General features: G+C 57.3%; 16 protein-coding genes. 11 read left to right on the forward strand and 5 right to left on the reverse strand.

What is annotated here, in order from left to right:
- The first annotated feature begins 42 nt into the window (after positions 1 to 42).
- From BM254_RS15035 to BM254_RS15055, 5 genes are read left to right on the forward strand one after another with little or no spacing between them, the layout of a single operon-like run.
- Complete coding sequence (locus BM254_RS15035; protein WP_245777453.1) at positions 43 to 513, forward strand: pilus assembly FimT family protein; 471 nt, start codon at positions 43 to 45, stop codon at positions 511 to 513.
- Positions 510 to 1,007: a type IV pilus modification PilV family protein gene (locus tag BM254_RS15040; protein ID WP_245777454.1), complete on the forward strand. Its 498-nt coding sequence runs from the start codon at positions 510 to 512 to the stop codon at positions 1,005 to 1,007. The genes BM254_RS15035 and BM254_RS15040 overlap by 4 nt, the downstream gene beginning before the upstream one ends.
- Positions 1,007 to 1,789: a type II secretion system protein gene (locus tag BM254_RS15045; RefSeq protein ID WP_092005505.1), complete on the forward strand. Its 783-nt coding sequence runs from the start codon at positions 1,007 to 1,009 to the stop codon at positions 1,787 to 1,789. Before BM254_RS15040 ends, BM254_RS15045 begins: the two co-directional genes overlap by 1 nt.
- The gene (locus BM254_RS15050) at positions 1,779 to 2,210 is read left to right on the forward strand and encodes a hypothetical protein (protein WP_092005508.1); all 432 of its coding nucleotides are present in this window, start codon (positions 1,779 to 1,781) and stop codon (positions 2,208 to 2,210) included. Before BM254_RS15045 ends, BM254_RS15050 begins: the two co-directional genes overlap by 11 nt.
- Positions 2,207 to 5,203: a DUF6701 domain-containing protein gene (locus tag BM254_RS15055; protein WP_092005511.1), complete on the forward strand. Its 2,997-nt coding sequence runs from the start codon at positions 2,207 to 2,209 to the stop codon at positions 5,201 to 5,203. Before BM254_RS15050 ends, BM254_RS15055 begins: the two co-directional genes overlap by 4 nt.
- A 253-nt stretch (positions 5,204 to 5,456) precedes the next feature.
- On the opposite strand, the gene glnG is transcribed toward BM254_RS15055, so the two are convergent.
- The 4 genes from glnG to glnA form a co-directional block, all read right to left on the reverse strand.
- The gene (glnG, locus tag BM254_RS15060; RefSeq protein WP_092005514.1) at positions 5,457 to 6,890 is read right to left on the reverse strand and encodes a nitrogen regulation protein NR(I); all 1,434 of its coding nucleotides are present in this window, start codon (positions 6,888 to 6,890) and stop codon (positions 5,457 to 5,459) included.
- On the reverse strand, positions 6,887 to 7,981 hold the full coding sequence (gene glnL, locus BM254_RS15065) for a nitrogen regulation protein NR(II) (RefSeq protein ID WP_092005520.1): 1,095 nt from the start codon (positions 7,979 to 7,981) through the stop codon (positions 6,887 to 6,889). Before glnL ends, glnG begins: the two co-directional genes overlap by 4 nt.
- 252 nt (positions 7,982 to 8,233) lie before the next feature.
- Entirely contained in the window at positions 8,234 to 8,758 is a 525-nt protein-coding gene (locus BM254_RS15070) for a DUF4124 domain-containing protein (RefSeq protein WP_092005523.1), read from the reverse strand.
- Positions 8,759 to 8,932: 174 nt separating this feature from the next.
- Complete coding sequence (gene glnA, locus BM254_RS15075; protein ID WP_092005526.1) at positions 8,933 to 10,336, reverse strand: glutamate--ammonia ligase; 1,404 nt, start codon at positions 10,334 to 10,336, stop codon at positions 8,933 to 8,935.
- A 415-nt stretch (positions 10,337 to 10,751) separates the two neighbouring features.
- Between glnA and typA the strand changes: the two genes are divergently transcribed.
- From typA to BM254_RS15100, 5 genes are all read left to right on the forward strand, one after another.
- A complete protein-coding gene (typA, locus tag BM254_RS15080; protein WP_092005529.1) occupies positions 10,752 to 12,563 on the forward strand; it encodes a translational GTPase TypA in 1,812 nt (603 codons plus the stop codon).
- Between the two features lie 149 nt (positions 12,564 to 12,712).
- Positions 12,713 to 13,675 (forward strand): prolyl aminopeptidase, encoded by a 963-nt coding sequence (gene pip / locus BM254_RS15085; RefSeq protein WP_092005532.1) that lies wholly within the window; start codon positions 12,713 to 12,715, stop codon positions 13,673 to 13,675.
- Positions 13,676 to 13,758: 83 nt separating this feature from the next.
- Entirely contained in the window at positions 13,759 to 14,214 is a 456-nt protein-coding gene (dtd, locus tag BM254_RS15090) for a D-aminoacyl-tRNA deacylase (RefSeq protein ID WP_092005535.1), read from the forward strand.
- A 507-nt stretch (positions 14,215 to 14,721) separates the two neighbouring features.
- A complete protein-coding gene (locus BM254_RS15095; protein ID WP_092005537.1) occupies positions 14,722 to 15,714 on the forward strand; it encodes a porin in 993 nt (330 codons plus the stop codon).
- Positions 15,715 to 15,812: 98 nt separating this feature from the next.
- A complete protein-coding gene (locus BM254_RS15100) occupies positions 15,813 to 16,667 on the forward strand; it encodes a CYTH domain-containing protein (protein WP_092005540.1) in 855 nt (284 codons plus the stop codon).
- Positions 16,668 to 16,676: 9 nt separating this feature from the next.
- Here BM254_RS15100 and BM254_RS15105 read toward each other — a convergent pair whose 3' ends face one another.
- Positions 16,677 to 17,831 carry an ion channel gene (locus tag BM254_RS15105; protein WP_092005543.1) on the reverse strand — a complete coding sequence of 385 codons (1,155 nt, stop codon included), beginning with the start codon at positions 17,829 to 17,831 and terminating at the stop codon, positions 16,677 to 16,679.
- A gap of 80 nt (positions 17,832 to 17,911) precedes the next feature.
- On the opposite strand from BM254_RS15105, the gene glnE reads away from it, so the two are divergent.
- The gene (gene glnE / locus BM254_RS15110) at positions 17,912 to 20,815 is read left to right on the forward strand and encodes a bifunctional [glutamate--ammonia ligase]-adenylyl-L-tyrosine phosphorylase/[glutamate--ammonia-ligase] adenylyltransferase (RefSeq protein WP_092005546.1); all 2,904 of its coding nucleotides are present in this window, start codon (positions 17,912 to 17,914) and stop codon (positions 20,813 to 20,815) included.
- Positions 20,816 to 20,859: the final 44 nt, after the last annotated feature.

Raw genomic sequence — 20,859 nt, forward strand, 5'->3', positions numbered from 1 at the left:
GCGGATTCTTGCTATTGGGGTTTCTAAAGGAGCTTGGGAAAGGTGGCAGTCTTAAGATCTTCAGGCTTCACCCTGGTAGAGTTCGTCATGGTTATCATACTGCTCGGCGTACTCTCTGCACTTGGCATAGGATTGTTTGCTAGAACCTCTACCTTCTCTCCTTTGCTGGCCACACAGCAACTCTCCTCAGCCACGCTGCTTGCCCAACAGGCAGCGTTGGCGGGGAATCCTTCCAGTAGCATTGTCATTCGACAGTTAGCTGATGAGCTCCAGTTCGAGGCTGCAGGCGAGAGTTTCGCTTTGGACCGCGAAGGTTCATCACTGAGCTACCGTATCAGTAGCGGCTCTTTCGCTCCGATTCCGGCAGCAGGGCTAACCGTGTCGTTCAACGGATTCGGTCGGGTCGCTGCCCCGGTACCACGTGAAAACATCGATTTCCGCATTACCGGATCCAGCCAGTACAATCTGTGCCTGAGCTCGTTGGGTGCAGTCTACCAGGGCGCCTGCCAGTGAAGCGGCAGTCCGGTGTTACCCTGGTCGAGCTGATCATTACCATCGTGGTGCTCGGCATTGCTATCGCCGGGGTAGTTGGGGCATTTGCTGTGATCAGTGGCCGTAGCGCAGACCCGCTGAACCAGACCCGCGCCATTAACCTTTCCCAGCTGTATATGGATGAAATCCTGACTCGCTACTACGACGAATCCACGCCAGTGGGTGGCGGAAAAGTGGCGTCGGGAGATGTGGATTGTGCTACCGGTGGTCCCGATGGCGAGACTCGACCGACCTTTGATGACGCCGACGATTACGATGGGCTGGCGGATTCCCCGCCGAAGGATGGAGAAGGTGACGATCTTTCGGGTTACGGTGGCTTTGCGGTAACGGTGGCAGTTACCTGTGCCGGCTCGGAGGTCGGTGTTGCCGAGGAGGATGCCAAACGCATCGACATCACCATCACCGATCCCTCCGGCCAGGACTGGCTGTTCACCGCTTATCGGACTAATTTCTGATGCGACGGTCGGCTGGTTTTACTCTCGTTGAGTTGGTGATGGTGATCGTGTTGCTGGCGATTATAGCTACCATCTCGGTCCAGTTTGTAACCCTGTCGACCCAAGGTGCCCTGGATGTGGGTTCCCGGCAGCAGCGGGCATTGCAGGGTGTGGTGGTCAGTGAGCAGATTTCCCGGGAGCTTCGGCAGGCGTATCCCATTTCAGTGCGGACTGCCGGGAGCTGTATCGAGTGGCTGCCAGTCATATCAGCAACAACCTATATAAAACGGACCTCGGGGCCGAACTTCAATGAAATTGAAGTCGTCCCGTTTGGCGGAAACCCGTCGTTCGGTGATGCTCGAGCACTTATCTATGGCTATGGCTCGCCAACGGTTGATGCCTTGTACGACACTAGCGATCCGGGGCCGGTCAGTCCGCTAATCACCAGCATCGATAACAATGTCTCCCCAGCTGTTATTAACTTGTCCGATGGCCACAAGTTCAACCAGAACTCTCCCGAGCGGAGGTTGTTCGTGGTTGGTTCGCCCATCAGCCTGTGCCAGAGCGGTCGGTTTCTCTACCGTTACAGAGATTATGGTGTTGACCCCTCTCAGCCGACACCTCCGGTCGGTGGAACCCGTGAGGTGCTGGCTGCAAATCTGACCGGCACCGTGGGTTTTTCGTTCATTCCGCCAACTCTTCAACGAGGGGCGCTGGTAGGTTTCTCGTTCACGCTTGAAGATCCCCGTAGCGGCGAAACCACAACCGTGAGGCAGGAGGTGCAGATCCGTAATGTTCCCTGACTCTCATTCTTTCAAGCATTTAGCAATCCGTTACCAGCACGGTATTGGGCTGCCCATTGCGCTGTTTGTGATCACCGTACTGGCCTTGCTGGTGGTTGGTATGGCCCAGCTTCAGCAGGCGACCGGGCAGTCGGTGAGCCTTCAGATTCAGTCTCAGCGGGCGTTTTATGCGGCTGAAACTGGGGCGCAGTTGGCGGTGGCTGAGGTGCTGGATTCAGGGAGCTGTGCTGGCGTGCTGACAGAGCAAGTATATACCCTTGGAGCCCTTAGCGAGTGCAAGGCTCGACTTTCTTGTGCCGTAACCACCCCCCTGCCGATACCGGGAAGTGGCAGTAATAGCGTGTTTACACTGACCAGTGTTGGAGAGTGTGGTTCTGGTAACGAGCTGGCCAGCAGAACGGTGGAGGTCAGGGTGCGATGAAGATGGTATCGATTCGCGGAAGTTGGGAGAAGGTGCTTCTCAAGTGGTGTTTGGTCAGTATTTTGGTATTGCTCCCAGCCAGTTACGTTTGGGCTGAATGCTCACCATTTGCGGGTCTTGCATCAATCAATGAAATTGTTGATGAAAACAACAACAAATTTATCGAGGTAAAGAGGCTGTCCACTTCCTTGGTGTGGCCCAGCAGCAACCCATGGACTTTAGAGTTCTGTTTAGCGAATGGCGCATGCAGTGGAACATTGGATCTGCCTGCTGCAATCTCTGATGGAAGTTTATGGTTGGTGCGATACGTCGATAAAAATGACAATCCAAGTATTAATCTTGCGGGCATGGATATTCGTTTGATGGATGCAGATGGTCGAACAGTTGATTACGTGAGAGTAGGGAATTCCTCAACGGCAGAAGATCCAGAGTGCCCAATCAATTCCTCGGAACTACCTTTCGACAACGAACTAGAAATTGTTGGCGGGGAAAGTGGCAAATACGCCAGGCGCTCCCCTGATGGCAGCGGCGACTGGGGCCTTGCCTCTGGTGCTTCGGATGGGAAAGACACCGAAGAAACCACTAACGATGAGAATGTCCTCGGACCGGTAATCAGCATTGGCGATGTGACTGTCTCACAAGGGCAGGCCGCAACCTTCGACGTTATCATGGAAAGCGCGAGTGCCCGTGATGTCGTAATTGATTATGAGACGTACGACCTTTCAGCAGTTCAAGGTCAGGATTATGAGTACACAAAAAATCAGCTCACTATCCCTGCAGGTCGGACCGACGCCACGATTACTGTGCCAACCCTACGAACAGGGAGCCAGGATGCAAAACAGTTCTATGTGTTACTTCAGAATCCTAGAGTTTATGAGAGTCCAGCGGATACTGTCGGTTCTCCATATGGACGCCTCGCTACACAGGTGGGGGTTGCGACCATTGAGCCGATTATTAGTCGGCTCGACCATTTTGAGATTGACGTTGCGTCAACAGCGAGTTTTTGCGCCCCAGTGGAAGTGGTGGTCAGCGCGCGGGACATCAATAATGCCGTTATTGATGATTACACGGGCAATATTTCTCTTGAGACAACGTCCGGAACTGCGAATTGGGCACCGGGACCATCCGGATCACTTGAGGGCATTCTCTCCCCTGACCCCGACCTCGATAACGACGGCCAGGCCGAATATCAGTTTGATCTGAGTGACAACGGCTCTATCAGTCTTTACCTACAGAACACTACCTCTGATTCACTTCGCATTAGGGTGAGCGACTTGATGCTTGGGGTGCAAAGCACGTCGTCGGCGGTAAGGTTCCAGGACTTTGCCTTTGTCATAGAGAGTGTTGATGCGAACGCGTTAGATATTATCGCTGAGCGTGATCATGAGTTTATGGTTAGAGCCGTCAAACGCGATCCTTCTGACAGTTCCCGGTGCGGCTTGGTGACCGAGTATGATGGTGACGTTAATGTTGAGGCCTGGCTGGAAAGGACCGGCAATGACGCTGGTGGATCACCCCCAGCTCTGCTGACTGGCCAGGGGATGGTATCGCTTCCCGATTCGCCACCGGGTACGAGCAATTTGCTGCTTGAGTTTGAAGGCGGTGAAGCGCCTTTTTCACTGCGAACTTCTGATGTTGGTCAGTACAGACTGAGTTTGGTCGACAATGCTTCGAAATTCGTTGTTGATGAGCAAGGAGCGCCTCTAACAATTGTCGGCGAAAGTTCCATCTGGACAGTACGGCCGGACCGTTTTGAGGTCGAGGTGACTGATAACCCGGGTGCTACTGATGCGGAGGGGGCGGTTTTTCGAAAGGCCGGTCAGGATTTTGAACTTATTGTTAGGGCACTGGGGAGGCAAGGTAGCTCGCTACAATCCTATGGTGGCGAAGGAAATCCTCAGGGTGCGGAAGTTACTCTGGACCTTCTCCAACCTGCTGAAAAATCAACCGGGACTCTGGTTGGAACAACGACTCTTCAAGGTAATGACTTCGCCGGTGGACAGGCTTCTGTAATGGATCTTAGCTGGAATGAGGTGGGCATCATTGAGCTTACTGCGACTAATGCCAGTTACCTGGGGATCACTCCGGCAATCGATGGGCGATCCGGCCCAGTCGGGCGCTTCATACCGGATCGTTTTGAAGTATCTGTGGAGTCGGGCGAACTGAATGCATTTTGCAGTGTTTCTGCTCCGTTTATCTATGCGGGGCAGCCTGGTACTTGGTTGATTGTGCCCGAGCTTAAAATCACGGCCTACGGGCCTGGAAACTATGTCACAAAGAACTATACCGAGCCAGGCTTTCAAAAGTTGATTCATTCTGATGTGCAAAGGGTCGCTCCAATCAGTGATAACACGGCTGAAAATTTGTCTGGCGTGAACTACCCAGTGTCAATGGCGCTGGAGCCAGGTACGTTATCCGTAGCGGCGCCCGGAGTGATGTCCTTTGACTTTTCTTTGAATGATCGTTGGCGCTATCAGAAGTCTGTAGAATCGATGGTAGGCCCTTTCAACCCGGACCTTACCGTTCAGATTCCCAATGTTGAAGATTCCGATGGTGTGGCTGCCAGCGGGGCAGTTACGGTTAGCCCCGAGGCGCCACTCGAAATCCGCTACGGCCGCCTGCAAATGGAAAACGTCTACGGCCCCGAAAATGTGGACGAATTGTTCATGCCATTTTCCGCCGAGTATTGGAATGGCTCGGGCTTCGTGACGAATACCGATGATGTTTGTACGGCCTGGAACACAGCAGATATCAATGACCCCGAGGATTACCATTCGCTAGTTGCGGACTCGTCGGTTATGGCCGGCGGCCTTGGCGGACCACTGGTTCTGGAGCCTAACGGGGATCGCGGCACTGATACTCTGATCTGGAACATGCCCATCTGGCTCGAGGGCGACTGGAACCAGGATGGTGTGCTGGAGGATCCTTCGGCGACGGCGACGTTTGGGGTGTTTCGGGGGAATGATCGGATTGTTTATTGGCGTGAGCGGTAAAAGTGGGGGCTGAAGAAAGCTTTCTTCTGACCCCGGCTTAGGCTGTGCCGCCGTGCTCTCGGATGAAAATGGGGTCAGATGAAGGCTTTCATCAGACCCCGGGGGCTGAGACTGTGCCGCCGTGGTCTCGGATCAAAATGGGGTCAGATGAAGAATTTCATCAGACCTCGAAGTGTGTGTAAAAAAGGGGTCAGAAGAAGGTTTTCTTCTGACCCCAACTTGAGAACTGCAAACCCCGGCGGTTTGCTTCTCGTCAATCTTCTCCGGTTTCCGGGTGATCCAGTCCCAGTTCGTTGATCTTGCGGGTGAGGGTGTTTCGGCCCCAGCCCAGCAGGATCGAGGCATCCCTGCGCCGGCCGCCGGTGTGCTTCAGGGCGGTCTCGATCATGATTTTCTCGAACTCGGGGATGGCTGTGTCGAGGATGCCTTTCTTGCCCCGTTTGAGTTCCTGTTCGGCCCAGTTACGCAAGCCCTCCTGCCAGGTCTGGCCGGTGGCGGTGGTTTCAGCTTCGGCCTGGTGCAGGAGCTCGGGTGGCAGGTCGTCGATGTGGATTTCCCGGCCGCTGGCCATGACGGTCAGCCAGCGGCAGGTGTTTTCCAGCTGGCGGACGTTGCCGGGCCAGGGCAGGGTGGTGAGGTATTCCTCGGCGTCCGGGCGCAGGATCTTGGGCTCGACGGCCAGTTCCTTGGCGGCTCGTTTGAGGAAGTGCTGCATTAGCCGGGGAATGTCTTCCCGCCGTTCGGCGAGCTTGGGCAGGTGTACCCGAATCACGTTCAGGCGGTGGAACAGGTCCTCCCGGAAGCTGCCGGCCTGGACCAGTTTTTCCAGGTCCTGATGAGTGGCGGCGATTATGCGCACGTCCACCTTGATCGGGGTGGTGCCGCCGACCCGATAGAACTCGCCGTCCGCCAGAACCCGAAGCAGTCGGGTCTGGGTGTCCGCCGGCATGTCCCCGATCTCGTCCAGGAACAGGGTGCCGCCGTTGGCCTGTTCAAAGCGCCCCTGGCGGGCGGCACCGGCCCCGGTAAACGCGCCTTTCTCATGACCGAACAGTTCGGATTCAATCAGGTCCTTGGGAATTGCCGCCATGTTCAGGGCAATGAACGGGTGCTTGGCCCTGGGGCTGTGATTGTGCAGGGCCTGGGCCACCAGTTCCTTGCCGGTGCCGCTTTCACCGTTGATCAGAACCGTGATGTTGGAGTGGGAAAGCCGGCCGATGGCCCGGAAAACCTCCTGCATGGCAGGGGCCTCACCGATGATCTCGGTGTTGCGCTGAACGCTTTCGGTCTGAGGCTCGGACTTGGCCCGCTGCTCATGGCTATGGGCCACGGCACGTTTGACCAGGGCCACGGCATCGTCCACATCGAAGGGCTTGGGCAGGTATTCGAAGGCGCCGGTCTGGTAACTGGTGACCGCACTTTCGAGATCCGAGTGCGCGGTCATGATGATCACCGGTACATCCCGGTGTGCTTCCACGATCTGGGAGAGCAGGGTGATACCGTCCACGCCCGGCATACGGATGTCACTGATAATGGCATCGGGGTGTTCGTGTTCCAGGCGGGTCATGATGCTTTCGCCGCTGTCAAAGACCCGGGGGTGCATGCCGGCCTGGTTCAGGGCGCGCTCCAGCACCCAGCGAATACTGCGGTCGTCGTCTATGATCCAGACGTTCGCCGGTTGGCTCATGGGTTTTCCTCCAGGGGCAGGAAGATGATGAAGTCGGTTTTCCCGGGCTCGCTCTCACACTCCACAAGCCCGTGATGTTGTCCGATGATGCTCTGGGTAATGGAAAGGCCGAGGCCGGTACCACTGGCGCGGCCACTGATCATCGGATAGAAAATGTTCTGCAACAGGTCCGGCGGGATGCCGGGGCCGTTGTCGATCACGTCCACGCGGCAGGCCAGGCGGTAGCGTTTATGGCCGATGGTGAACTGGCGCAGGGCGCGGGTCCGGAACATGATGGTGGGCGGTTCTTCATTGCTCGCCCCGGTCTGGTTCTCGAACGCGGCCTCCATGGCATTGCGGGCGATGTTAAGGAAGGCCTGAATCAGCTGTTCCTTGTCGGCCCAAAGCTCCGGCAGGCTCGGATCGTAATCGCGCTGGAAGGTCACCCGGCCTTTGCTCTCGGCCTCGAGTAACGTGCGCACCCGCTCCAGCACCTCATGGATATTGGTGGGCGCGAACTTGAGCGCCTTGTTCGGCCCGAGCATGCGGTCCACGAGGCTGCGCAGGCGGTCGGCCTCGTCAATGATCACCCGGGTGTATTCCCGCTGGTCTTCGTCGTTCAGCTCGCGGTCAAGCAGCTGTGCTGCGCCACGGATACCGCCCAGGGGGTTCTTGATCTCGTGGGCCATGCCGCGGACCAGAATGCGCGAGGTTTCCTGTTGGGAGATCAGGTCCTCTTCCCGGCTGATGCGGAGCAACCGGTCCCGGGGCTGGATTTCGATGAGCAGTTCTGTCGGTTCGAGGGAAATCGGGGTGACCGAATAGTCCACGGTCAGCCTTGCTCCGCTGGTGAGCACGAATTCCGCTTCCCGGCGGGTATAGGCCTGTCCGTTTTTCAGGGCGGCGTCCAGGGTTTTGAGGGCGTCCTCGGATGCCGCGAGAATCTCGCGAAACGGGTGGCCCTGGCTGCGGGTGAGGCTGGTTTCGAACAGGCTCTCGGCGGCGGGGTTCAGGTAACGGATTCTAAGGTTGTCCTCGAGTACCAGCACCGCGGTGGTCAGGCTGTCGAGAATGCTCTTGTATCCGTCATTTGTGGCCGGGGCGAACGCCATGGGCAATTCCTGTCGTGTCGTTTTAAAGATGACGGGGTAGGAATTGCAAAAACCGAACCACTTTGGCCAATTTGCCCCAAAAGATGGGCAAAGGCGGGGCCCGTGCCCGCTATGGCACGGCCCGCGTGCCGTACACTGGTGCATGACGTTGGCCAAGAAGGTGGTCAGCCGGGCAATTCCGCCCTGTTGCTGATCAAAGTATGGCCTCTATCTGGTGCGATCGCACCAAACTGGTGCAAATAATTGTGGGGGTCAGTTGTTCACTGACGGGCGATGGACGGTAAAGGTGATGGGAGAGCCGGTTTTCACTTGCACGCCATTTTCGTCCACGATGTGGGCGCGGGCCTCGTGAGTGCCCCGGAAAATGTTGTTCACCACCACCGAGCCTGAACTGGTCTGGGCGACCGGCTGGCCGTCGAGTGTGACTTCGTACTTGTGGCCGGCCTGCAGTCCCGGCGTACTGGTGACTTCAAAGCGAACATCGCCACTGCCGCTGTGGAAGGCCTGCTCATTTTGCGGCTGTACGAAGGAGACACTCTCGTAGACAGAGCCTTCGCGTTTCACCTCTTCCCGGAGTTTGTCGGTTTCGCGGACGGTCTGGGGTTTGGGCAGGGTGACGGTGGTGACCGGTTTTACATCAACGGTTTCACCGCCTTCGATCGGCTCGTCGGAGAAGGTGACATTACCCTGGGCGTCCACGTGGCGGTACACCTCACCAAGGGCCGGTGCCGAGAGCAAAACCAGAAAACCTGCCACCAATCCGTACTTCGCGTTCATAACCGTAACCTGCAACGATGGTTTGGTTTGATTATCAACGGCCTGAAAAGCCTTTTCAACGCTCTGGCCGGTCCTTGTTGGTTACATATCGTTAAGGGCGCGAGAGTGTGCGGTCGCGCACAAAAAAAGCCCCGCACGGGGCGGGGCTTGCTGCAGTTCCGGGATCAGACCGGATCAGCAGGAGTAGTACAGATCGAACTCGACCGGGTGAGTGGTCATGTTCAGACGCTCTACTTCGCCCTGCTTCAGGTCGATGTAGCCGGCGATCATGTCTTCGGTGAAGACGCCGCCGCGGGTCAGGAACTCGTGATCCTCTTCCAGGCACTTGAGTGCTTCCTGCAGGGTAGTGGCAACCTGGGGAATGTTCAGGGCCTCTTCCTTCGGCAGGTCATACAGATCCTTGTCCATGGCATCGCCCGGGTGGATCTTGTTCTGGATGCCGTCCAGGCCGGCCATCATCAGGGCCGCGAAGGCCAGGTACGGGTTGGCCGCCGGATCCGGGAACCGCACTTCTACGCGGCGTGCCTTCGGGCTGTTTACATACGGGATACGGATGGAGGCCGAGCGGTTGCGGGCGGAGTAGGCCAGCATGACCGGAGCTTCAAAGCCCGGAACCAGGCGCTTGTAGCTGTTGGTGGCCGGGTTGGTAAAGGCGTTGATGGCCTTGGCATGCTTGATGATACCGCCGATGTAGTACAGCGCCATCTCGCTCAGTCCTGCGTAGCCGTCGCCGGCAAACAGGTTCTTGCCATCCTTGTTCAGGGACATGTGCACGTGCATGCCGGAACCGTTGTCACCCACTACCGGCTTGGGCATGAAGGTGGCGGTCTTGCCGTAGGCGTGGGCCACATTGTGTACGCAGTACTTCAGGATCTGAACTTCGTCCGCCTTGCGGGTCAGAGTGTTGGCGCCAACACCGATTTCACACTGGCCGGCAGTGCCGACTTCGTGGTGGTGCACTTCGATTTCCAGCCCCATGGACTCCATGGCGGCACACATGGCGCCACGCAGGTCGTGCAGGCTGTCTACCGGCGGAACCGGGAAGTAGCCGCCTTTCACGCCCGGACGGTGACCGATGTTGTTACGATCGAAGTCTTCGCCGGAGACCCAGGCAGCTTCTTCGGAGTGCAGGGAGTACATGGCGCCCTGCATGTCTACGTTCCATTTTACCGAGTCAAATACGAAGAACTCTGGCTCCGGACCGAACAGTGCGCCGTCGGCAATGCCACTGGACTTCAGGTATTCCTCCGCACGACGGGCCACGGAGCGCGGATCACGCTCATAACCCTGCATGGTGGTTGGCTCCACGATGTCGCAGGTAATGTTGATGGTGGTTTCTTCAGTGAACGGATCCAGTACGGAGGTTTCATCGACCGGCATCAGGATCATGTCGGATTCGTTGATGCCCTTCCAGCCCGCGATGGAGGAGCCGTCGAACATCTTGCCGTCGGTGAAGAAATCCTCGTCGACCTCGGTCGCCGGCAGAGTCACGTGCTGCTCTTTACCGCGGCTGTCGGTGAAGCGCAGGTCTACCCATTTGACTTCGTGCTCTTTAATCAAATCAATCGTCTTGGACATTGTGCATGCTCCGTAAGTTATCCCGCGGCGCGGGCGTATTTCATGTTCGTGGTGCCGGATCGTTCAGTGGGACTGAGTTCCGATCTGTTTTTCGGGTTCGGGCAGCTTACCAAAAGCGTGCATCCCTTACCTGATAATTTCGGCTGACTAAGCATAAGCAAGGGGCTTGCCAGTTTTTTGCTCTTGCGCCAGAACGGCGCAGCCGCAAGGCTTTCGGCTCGTTATGGCGCGCAGCACGGGATGGTCACCCACTGCTTTGCACCAAAATAACGCACCAATATGGTGCGGCCTCGCCACGGATGCGTCATATCAGTGCGCAACCAGTTGGTTAAAGAATAGGCACTAATCTTCATATTAACGACATCGACTTTTCGATATACTGCGCGCCGCTCATTTTTTCCTCAGGAAACCCGTTGTGATTGATAAGCTCAGAAATGTCGCCATTATTGCCCACGTAGACCACGGTAAGACCACCCTGGTTGACCAGTTGTTGCGCCAGTCCGGCACGTTGGACCGTAAGGAGCTCGAAAGCGAGCGCGTTATGGATTCCAACGACCAGGAGAAAGAGCGTGGCATCACCATTCTGGCCAAGAATACCGCGCTGAAATGGAAAGACTACGATATCAACATCGTGGATACTCCGGGGCACGCTGACTTCGGCGGCGAAGTTGAGCGGGTCATGAGCATGGTGGACAGTGTGCTGCTGGTGGTGGATTCCATCGACGGCCCCATGCCGCAAACCCGTTTTGTTACCCAGAAAGCTTTCGCAGCGGGCCTGCGCCCGATCGTGGTAGTGAACAAGATTGACCGGCCCGGCGCCCGTCCGGACTGGGTTGTGGATCAGGTGTTTGACCTTTTTGATAACCTGGGTGCCACCGACGAGCAGCTGGACTTCCCGATTGTGTACGCCAGCGCTCTGAACGGCATTGCCGGTATGGAGCACGAAGACCTGGATGACAACATGGACGCCGTGTTCCAGGCGATTGTCGACCACGTACCCGCGCCTGCCGTCGATCGGGATGGCCCGTTCCAGATGCAGATCTCCCAGCTGGACTACAATAGCTTCCTTGGCGTCATCGGCATCGGCCGCATCATGCGCGGCTCCGTCAAGACCAATACCCCGGTAGTAGCTCTTGGTACTGACGGCAAGAAGCGTAACGGTCGAATTCTCAAGATCATGGGCCACTCCGGCCTGCAGCGTGTGGAAGTTGACGAAGCCCAGGCTGGCGACATCGTGTGTGTCAGCGGTCTGGATCCGCTCTATATCTCCGACACCCTGTGTGATCCGAACAACGTTGAGGCGCTGCCGGCACTGACCGTGGACGAGCCCACCGTTTCCATGACCTTCCAGGTGAACGATTCCCCGTTTGCCGGCCAGGAAGGCAAGTACGTCACCAGCCGCAACATCAAGGAGCGTCTGGAAAAAGAGCTGCTGCATAACGTGGCTCTGCGTGTGGAAGAGGGTGACTCTGCCGACAAGTTCAAGGTGTCTGGCCGGGGTGAGCTGCACCTGTCGGTTCTCATCGAGAACATGCGCCGGGAGAACTTCGAGCTGGCCGTGGGCCGCCCGGAAGTGGTCATCCGCGAGATCGACGGCGTCAAGCAGGAGCCGTACGAGAACGTGATCGTGGATATCGAAGAGCAGCACCAGGGTGCCGTGATGGAGCAGCTCGGCCTGCGCAAGGGCGAGATGACCAACATGATCCCGGATGGCAAAGGCCGCATGCGTGTGGAATACATCATCCCGGCCCGTGGTCTGATCGGCTTCCGTAACGCCTTCCTGACCATGACTTCCGGTACCGGTATCCTGACCTCCACCTTCAGCCACTACGGCCCGATCAAGGAAGGTGCCATGGGTGGCCGCCAGAACGGTGTGCTGATCTCCATGGCCAAAGGCACGGCGATGACCTACTCCCTGGAAACCCTGCAAAGCCGTGGCAAGCTGTTCCTGGCGCCGGGTGACGAGATCTACGAGGGCCAGCTGTGTGGTATTCACAGCCGTGATAACGACATCGTGATCAACCCTACCAAGGCCAAGAAGCTCGATAACATGCGCGCGTCCGGCAAGGACGAAGTGATCGGCCTGGTGCCGCCCATCAAGCACACTCTCGAGCAGGCGCTGGAGTTCATCGACGACGACGAACTGGTGGAAGTAACACCCAAGTCCATCCGCCTGCGCAAGAAACTGCTCACCGAAAACGAGCGCAAGCGCGCCGGCAAGAAGTAGGTTGCCGCAGGCGTGACGTGAAGTCGGGGTCAGATGAAAACCTTCATCTGACCCCTTTTTTTATCCCCCCCAGGGGTCTGAAGAACGCTTTCTTCTGACCCCATCTTCAGCCAAACTCCCATAAAAGCCTTTACACCGGAGTTTCGCCCATGCTGACCCTCTACCCCGAAATCCACCCCAACGCACAGCACCGCCTGGCTGTCGATCCCCCCCACGAACTCTACATAGAAGAAAGCGGCAACCCCGACGGCATTCCCGTTCTGGTGGTCCATGGTGGCCCGGGCGGTGGCTGCGAGGACTACCACCGCCGCTTTTTCGATGCCGAACGTTTCCGTATCATCCTCATGGACCAGCGCGGTGCCGGCCGGTCCACGCCGTTGGCGGAACTGGAAGGCAACAGTACCGACAAGCTCGTCGAGGATATGGAAACCGTTCGCCAGTTCCTGGGCATTGACCGCTGGCTCCTGTTCGGTGGCAGCTGGGGCTCAACCCTGAGCCTGGTGTATGCGCAAACTCACCCGGAGCGAGTCATGGGGTTGGTGCTGCGGGGCATTTTCCTTTGCCGGCCGCGGGACATTCACTGGTTCTACCAGGAAGGCGCCAGCCGGGTGTTCCCGGACTATTGGGAGGATTTTGAGGCGCAGATACCCGAGGCCGAGCGTGGCGATATGGTTTCGGCCTACTACCGTCGACTGACCAGCACCAACGAGCTGGAGCAGATCCAGGCTGCCAAGGCGTGGTCTATATGGGAGGGACGATGTGCCACCCTGAACCCCAACCCCCGGGTGGTCGAGCATTTCGCACACCCTCATGTGGCCATCGCCCTGGCGCGCATTGAATGCCATTACTTCATGAACAACGCTTTCCTCGAACCCGATCAAATTGTCCGGGACGCCCACAAGCTGGCCGACATTCCGGGGATCATTATTCATGGCCGCTATGACATGGTCTGTCCTCTGGATAACGCCCTGGCACTCAGCAATGCCTGGCCCGAGGCCGACCTCAGGATCATCCGGGATGCGGGTCATTCCGCGTCCGAGCCAGCCATTATCGATGCCCTGATCAGAGGCGTAGAGGAAGTGGTTGCTAAAAGCGAGAAGCCGGTCGGATAAAAAGGCTTTGGTCGGGTTGCGGTCTTCCGGGAGCGGGGATACACTCTTGCCGATTCGTAATTTCCCCGTCAGTCAGGAAGCGAATGAAAGGGCTTATCCAGAGAGTGTCGGAAGCCAGTGTCACGGTTGATGGCCAGTCAGTTGGCACGATTGGCCGTGGCGTCTTACTTCTGCTTGGGGTTGAGCGGGATGACGGGGCTGCAGAGGCAAAGGAGCTGTGCCGAAAAATTCTTTCCTATCGTATCTTCCCTGACGAGCAGGGCCGCATGAATCGCAGTCTTCAGGACATCGGCGGCGGCTTGCTCGTTGTGCCCCAATTCACTCTCGCAGCCGATACCCGTTCGGGAACCCGCCCGGGCTTTTCCCTGGCCGCGAAGCCGGATGTGGCCAATGACCTGTATTGCCAGTTCGTTCTTGAGGCGAAAGAGCGCCTGGGGGTTGAGCGTGTCTCGGAAGGGCGTTTCGGGGCGGATATGAAGGTGCAGTTGATCAATGATGGGCCGGTGACCTTCATGTTGGAGGTTACAGGTTCGTCATGAATGGGCGTTGCACCATGATTGGGCGGCGGTCGCCTGCGTGTTTGTGGATGGTGCGCACGATAACCCGAATAGTTTGATATTTGGCCTGAGACAGAAAATAGGCCGTGTTAGTTCGCTGAATTGAAAGAAAAAAATGGTGGTTGGCCTCGTATTTGTAACGCACTGGTCACAAAACCGAACAGAGCTCATGGCTATAAAAGGTTGCCTTTCTGGTGCCAAACAAGCTAAAAATGCGCTGTTTAAAATTTGCAAATGCAGGTTCTTTGTATTAAAACAGATTCATTACTCAGTGCTTTAAGAAAGTGCTGTAAGTAACTGAGCTACAAAGATCTGCAGTTCTGCAGATTTTCAAAAGAAGAAGAAAAGTTATCTGGATGTCATAAAACTGACATGGAGATAATGGAGAATCCGGCTCATCCAGCCTGACTGGTGATGCCTGAACAACTTAATAAATCGGGATTAATACCCGTCGCTAAACCTGAGTTAACTCAAAAAGGAAGACGCAACATGAAAAAGACGCTCATCGCATCTGCTATTGCAGCAGCTACTTTCTCTGGCGCTGTTGCAGCCCAGGAAAGCAACCTGCCGACCGTTTACGGTAACATTCAGTACGCAATCACCCACACCAACGTTGATGGTGGTGGTTCTGCTGTAGATCACTTCGACAACGGTACTACTCTGGGTGTTACGCACGACCACGAGATCGCTCCGGGCATCACCGGCTTCCTGAAAATGGAGCTGGAAGGCATCAACGCTGACGATAAAGCTGCCAGCAGCGGTATCGACAAGCTGGACGAGGCCTACATCGGTGTGAAGGGCGACAGCTTCGGTCAGGTCTGGGTTGGTTCTGACGACTCCATGTACGAAAGCGCCATCGACAAGATCGTGAACTTCCACGAAGTGGGTACTGGCGTTGGCGGTAGCTACGACACTGGTGAAGGTGACCTGATTCAGTACCTGACTCCGTCCTTTGGTGGCTTGAAGCTGGGTGCAGCTGTTCAGGTTAACGGCGACGGCGACGCAGACAACAACGGTAAGTCCTACCCGTACCAGTTGGCCGCTATGTACAGCGTTGACGCGCTTGAACTGGCCGTAGCCATGGACTCCAACGATGGCAATACTGCTTACTCCAAGAACACAGCGTCTGTAAACAACGAGAACACCTACGGTGTACGTGCTACCTACGCCATGGGTGACTTCAGCCTGACTGGTGAATACCAGACCCGCAAGGACGTTAGTGACGAGTACGGTGTGATCGGTGTGTACACCATGGGTGCCAACCAATTCTCCCTGGCTTACCAGCTGGTTGAAGATGACAACACTAGCGATCAGAAAGACGTCGTTGCTCTGCAGGCCCTGCACAACGTCTCTGACAACATGTACGTCTACTTCGAAGGCTACCTGTACGGCTCTGACAACAACGAGTTCGATCTTGAAGACGGTGCCGGCGCTGGTGACGAGCAATCCATCGCTGCAATCGGTGGCGTATACTACTTCTGATCAGCTAACCAGCTAATCAAGTAGTCCAAAAACCGGTGACCTTCGGGTCGCCGGTTTTTTTTATGTATGCTCAGTCAAAACCCGACAGGAAACTGGAAATGGCAGAAGAACTCGAGATCAAGTTGACGGTTTCAGAGGCCGACCAACAAAAGGTTCAGGCTTGGCTGTCCAATGACGCGACCGCTGAATATGTCGGTGAAAAATCACTGATCAACCGCTATTTCGATACGCCAGGAGCCGAGCTGAATCGGCAGAAAGCCGCCCTGAGAGTCCGTCAGGCCGGGGACAAGTACATCCAGACCCTCAAAACCCGGGGTGAATTCGTCAACGGCGCCCACCGCCGGCAGGAGTGGGAATGGCCGCTGCCGGGGCCGGATCTGAGCCTGGGCCTGCTCGCGGATACGCCTTTAGCTGACCGGGTCAATCTCGCTGAATTGACGGTGGCGTTTGAAACCAACTTCCGGCGGCAGATCTGGATGATCAGGCGTGACGACGCCGAAGTGGAGGTTGCACTGGATTCGGGAACCGTCGCCGGTGGGGGCCGGGCTGAACCTTTGAATGAGGTGGAGTTTGAGCTCAAGTCCGGTAACCCGGCCATTCTGATGTCACTGGCCCGTGAGCTGGCGGAGAAAGTCCCTGTTTTTCTGAACCTGGTCAGCAAGGCTGAGCAGGGATATTACCTGGCTGGGCTCTATGAGCCAAGGATTGAGCCGGAAGCCGGCGCTTTGTCGATAACAGGATTTCTTTATCAGTTGAGTCTGGCTTGGCTTCAGGATCTTGGATGGACGGCAGGAGGCAGTGATCTCTCCGAAGTTGAACGGGCCGCCGGTACGGCCGGTGCACAAGCCGGGTTAATGAGCGTCCTCGATGCCCTGGAGCAGGGCGCAAGCGTTCGGGAGTTGGCGCGAAGGCCTGAACTCGGACAGTTGCAGCTCCGGCTTGCCTCGGCCTGAGTAACTGCATCAGGCGGTACCGGAGGGTTTCCCGGCCTGGTCCTTTTCATGCCAGCTGGCCAGAAACTTGCGGTAGCGATCCAGGGCTTCTTCTACTACCTCAACCCCGGGTGTGTCCGTGGACCTTACCAATACGATCAGCCCCTTGCCCTCTACCTCGTCGTTCGTGGGCGGGTGGCATATCACTTCGTCGTCGTTATCGATATAAGCCAAAGCCGTCCCGATGCCGTGGCGGACCAGGGCGCTGACAATGTCTGCCCAGCTCAGATCGTCCAGCGTCAGGTCATAACGGTGGGGATGGTCCCGTTCATAGTTGAACATGTCTTCCAGCACTTTCTCGGAGCCCGGCGCCACTACGGCCCGGACCATGATTTCCGGATAGGTGCGGACCGGGCGGATAATTGTCCGGATACCCAGGGCCTTGAAGCGTTCCCGGTTTCGATCACTGACGCACTCTACAGTGGTGTGACTGCCAAGGTTGGACTCGGCCAGGCGATGGGCGATGTCGAAGGTGAGACTGTCCGAGATCGGATCGGCCTCGTCCGCCGCAAGAACGATAATGTGCTTTGCACTGCCGGCATGGGCCGCCTTCAGCGCCTCCGGGTCACTGCCAGAGCCGTGATAATGCACGACGCCGCAGTCCGACAGTTCGGCCGGCAGGCCGGCCGGGAATTCGCGGGTCACCAGCATGATGGGGATGGTTTCGTAGCCGGGAACCGCCCGGACCTGGGAGGCAAAGCGCATGAAATACTGGGCACCGCCGGTCTTTGGTGTGTTGATGATGACAATGTGCTCTTTCATTTTGTAGATCCAGCGTCCTTTGAGGATTTGTTCCCGGCGGTAGAACCGGTATTCAATGAAATCACTGATGATGATGGTGAGCATGGTGATCACGCCCACGAACATGATCAGCATGGTGCTTATCCGGCCCACGGGCGTTTTTGGGGAGAAGTCCCCATAGCCGACGGTTGTTGCCGTGGTCAGGGTGAGCCAGATGGATTCGAACAGGTCCAGATCCTCCGCTGCCCAGATGATCAGAATCTGCAGGGTGATCATGGCGATCAGAATCAGGAAAAGCCGTTTCATCCTTGCCCGGATGATGCGCCCCATGGGCAGGTGAGTCTCGGCGTGCTCCGGACTAAGGGAGCGTCTGAGTGGCAGCATTCGGTGGATGGGCCTGTTCAGTCGTGGGTGAGTAGGGTATACAGTACCGAAAATATAACAGAGAGACAGGGGTTTGCATTATGTCCGCGCCATGGAGTGCCTTGCCGTCACCAATCGCCGAGGACGTCGCCGAATGCTGGGAATCGGTTTTCCCGGACGGAGTGCCCGCATGGTTGGTTGAGGATGAGGCGGTCCCGGAGTCCGTGGTTGCCGATGCGGTGGGTCGCAGCCTGTTCCTGCGTCAGACTCTGGAGCGGCATGCAGATCAGGTCAGGCAAGCGGTGGACTCCCGCCTACTCTCAGAGCCGACAACCCCGGAATATCTGGCAAAGCGCTGGCAGGAGTACCTTGAGCGGGTTGATGGCGAGCCGGCACTGCATGCGGCCCTGCGCCGGTTCCGGCGGGAAATCCAATTCCGGGTAATCTGGCGTGATCTGCTTCGGTGGGCCGATCTGGCGGAAACCATGGCCGCTGCCAGTGCGTTCGCGGATACTTGTATCGACGGCGCCCTGGACTGGCTCTATGAAGACTCCTGTGAGCAGTTGGGCACTCCCTATGGTCTGGACCCGGTCACCGGTGAGGAGGCGCCTCAGCCCCTGGTTGTGATCGGCATGGGCAAGCTCGGCGGCCGGGAGCTCAACGTCTCCTCCGACATCGACCTGATCTTTGCCTTTCCCGGTAAAGGTGAAACTCGCGGCGGGCGGCGCTCGCTGGATAACCAGCAGTTTTTCATTCGCCTGGGCCAGCGTCTGATCCAGGCCCTGGACCAGATAACCGCAGACGGCTTTGTCTTCCGGGTGGATATGCGGTTACGTCCCTATGGCCAGAGCGGTGCCCTGGCGCTCAGCTTTGCCGCGCTGGAAACCTACTACCAGGACCAGGGCCGGGACTGGGAGCGCTACGCCATGGTCAAGTCCCGGGTAGTGGCCGGTGACCAGAAAGCCGGGCAGGTGCTGATGGAAAGCCTGCGCCCCTTCGTCTACCGCAAGTACATCGACTTCAGCGCCTTTGAATCCCTGCGCAGCATGAAGGCCATGATCAGCCGGGAAGTGCGGCGAAAGGGCCTGGAAAACAACATCAAGCTGGGCAGCGGGGGCATCCGGGAAATCGAGTTCGTGGTCCAGGCCTTCCAGCTGATCCGGGGTGGCCGGGACCGGGAACTACAGCAGCGGGAGCTTCTGACCATCCTGAAAGAGTTGGAAGCCCTTGAACTGCTGCCCTCCGGGGTCGTCAGTGAATTGCGGGAGGCCTATGTATTCCTCAGGAATCTCGAGCATGCCCTGCAGGGTATCGAGGACAAGCAGACCCAGACCCTGCCGGAGGACGACCTGAACCGTGCCCGCATTGCCCTGATCATGGGCTTTGATTCCTGGACCGAATGCCAGAAAGTTCTGGACGAACACCGTGAACGGGTCGCCACCCATTTTGCCAACATCATTGCCACCGAAGAGGAAGAAGAGGACGGGGAATCCGAGCTGGCCGAGGAATGGCAGGAAATCTGGCTGGCGGAGATGGACGACGAAAGTGCGCGGGACTGGCTAAAAGAGCAGGGCTATGAAAACCCCGAGGAGAGCTGCCGTGAGCTGACAGAGCTTCGGGATAGCCGGACCGTTGAGACCCTCCAGACCCAGGGTAGAAAACGCCTTAACCAGTTCATGCCGGTGCTGCTGGATGCTCTGACCGACGTTGAAAATCCCTCGCAGACACTGTCCCGGGTGTTGCAGTTGGTCAGCGCAATCCTGAGGCGTACCGCCTACATGGTCCTGCTGCTGGAAAATCCGGGCGCCCGCACCCAGCTGGTGCGCCTGTGCAGCGAAAGCCCCTGGGTGGCGCAACAGCTGGCGGAGACGCCGTTGCTGCTGGATGAACTGCTCAATGCAGAGAGTCTGTACACCCCTCCGGCTAAGGAGGAGCTCCAGGATGACCTGCGCCAGCAGATGCTGCGGATTCCGTTTGAGGATCTGGAGGAGCAGATGGAGTCCCTGCGCCATTTCAAGAAGGCGCACATCCTCCGGGTGGCGGCTTCAGAGCTCAAGGGCACTCTGCCGCTGATGAAAGTGAGCGATTACCTGACCTGGATCGCCGAAGTGGTTCTGGATCACGTGGTGGATGTGGCTTTCGCCAACCTGGTCAGTCGCCACGGCTATCCGCGACGCTCAGACGGTTCCGCCTGCGAAACGGATTTTGCCATCATCGGCTACGGCAAGCTGGGTGGAATCGAGCTGGGGTATACGTCGGACCTGGATCTGGTGTTCGTGCACAAGGCCGATCCGGAGTTGTCCACCGATGGCGACAAGCCCATCGATAACGCGGTGTTCTTCACCCGCCTCGGCCAGAGAATCGTGCATATCCTCAGTACCCAGACCCCTTCGGGGCAACTGTACGAGGTGGATATGCGACTCCGCCCCTCGGGCAATTCCGGGCTCCTGGTGACAACCCTGAGCGCGTTCGAGAAATACCAGCGCAACGATGCCTGGACCTGGGAGCACCAGGCCCTGGCCCGCGCCCGTGGTGTAGCCGGTTGCACCGAGACGCTGGAGGCTTTCGAGGCTATCCGCCATGACATCCTCTGCCAGCAGCGTGACCGCTCAAAACTTCGGGAAGAAGTGGTGGAGATGCGGGAGAAAATGCGGTCAAGCCTGGGAACACCGGAGAGCAGGCGATCCGAGGTGTTTCATATCAAGCACGACCCCGGTGGTATTGTCGATATCGAGTTCATGGTGCAGTACCTGATGCTGGCGTGGTGTTCCGACCATCCTGAATTGACCCAGTGGCCTGATAATATCCGCCAGATGGAAGAGCTGGGGCGAGCCGGGGTATTACCGGTGGAGGACACCGAAAAGCTGCGGGAGACCTTCATAACCCTGCGCTCGACCATCCATCGCCGCGCGCTGCAGAACCTGAACAGCCAGGTGGAGGGGGATGCGTTCCCGGAAGAGCGTGACTACATCCAAAGTATGTGGAAAAAAGTGATGCTTGATTAGTAAGCTAAATTTATTTTCCCTGAGTTTTCCTGCTAGAATGCCGA

Source organism: Marinobacter pelagius, assembly GCF_900114925.1.
Taxonomy (GTDB): domain Bacteria; phylum Pseudomonadota; class Gammaproteobacteria; order Pseudomonadales; family Oleiphilaceae; genus Marinobacter; species Marinobacter pelagius.

Bases quoted from the DNA above. Each gene is read 5' to 3' on its own strand.
- glnE (WP_092005546.1), top strand. From the start codon at position 17,912: ATGTCCGCGCCATGGAGTGCCTTGCCGTCACCAATCGCCGAGGACGTC.
- pip (WP_092005532.1), top strand. From the start codon at position 12,713: ATGCTGACCCTCTACCCCGAAATCCACCCCAACGCACAGCACCGCCTG.
- dtd (WP_092005535.1), top strand. From the start codon at position 13,759: ATGAAAGGGCTTATCCAGAGAGTGTCGGAAGCCAGTGTCACGGTTGAT.
- BM254_RS15045 (WP_092005505.1), top strand. From the start codon at position 1,007: ATGCGACGGTCGGCTGGTTTTACTCTCGTTGAGTTGGTGATGGTGATC.
- glnG (WP_092005514.1), bottom strand. From the start codon at position 6,890: ATGAGCCAACCGGCGAACGTCTGGATCATAGACGACGACCGCAGTATT.
- BM254_RS15070 (WP_092005523.1), bottom strand. From the start codon at position 8,758: ATGAACGCGAAGTACGGATTGGTGGCAGGTTTTCTGGTTTTGCTCTCG.
- BM254_RS15050 (WP_092005508.1), top strand. From the start codon at position 1,779: ATGTTCCCTGACTCTCATTCTTTCAAGCATTTAGCAATCCGTTACCAG.
- glnL (WP_092005520.1), bottom strand. From the start codon at position 7,981: ATGGCGTTCGCCCCGGCCACAAATGACGGATACAAGAGCATTCTCGAC.
- glnA (WP_092005526.1), bottom strand. From the start codon at position 10,336: ATGTCCAAGACGATTGATTTGATTAAAGAGCACGAAGTCAAATGGGTA.
- BM254_RS15105 (WP_092005543.1), bottom strand. From the start codon at position 17,831: ATGCTGCCACTCAGACGCTCCCTTAGTCCGGAGCACGCCGAGACTCAC.
- BM254_RS15095 (WP_092005537.1), top strand. From the start codon at position 14,722: ATGAAAAAGACGCTCATCGCATCTGCTATTGCAGCAGCTACTTTCTCT.
- BM254_RS15055 (WP_092005511.1), top strand. From the start codon at position 2,207: ATGAAGATGGTATCGATTCGCGGAAGTTGGGAGAAGGTGCTTCTCAAG.
- BM254_RS15100 (WP_092005540.1), top strand. From the start codon at position 15,813: ATGGCAGAAGAACTCGAGATCAAGTTGACGGTTTCAGAGGCCGACCAA.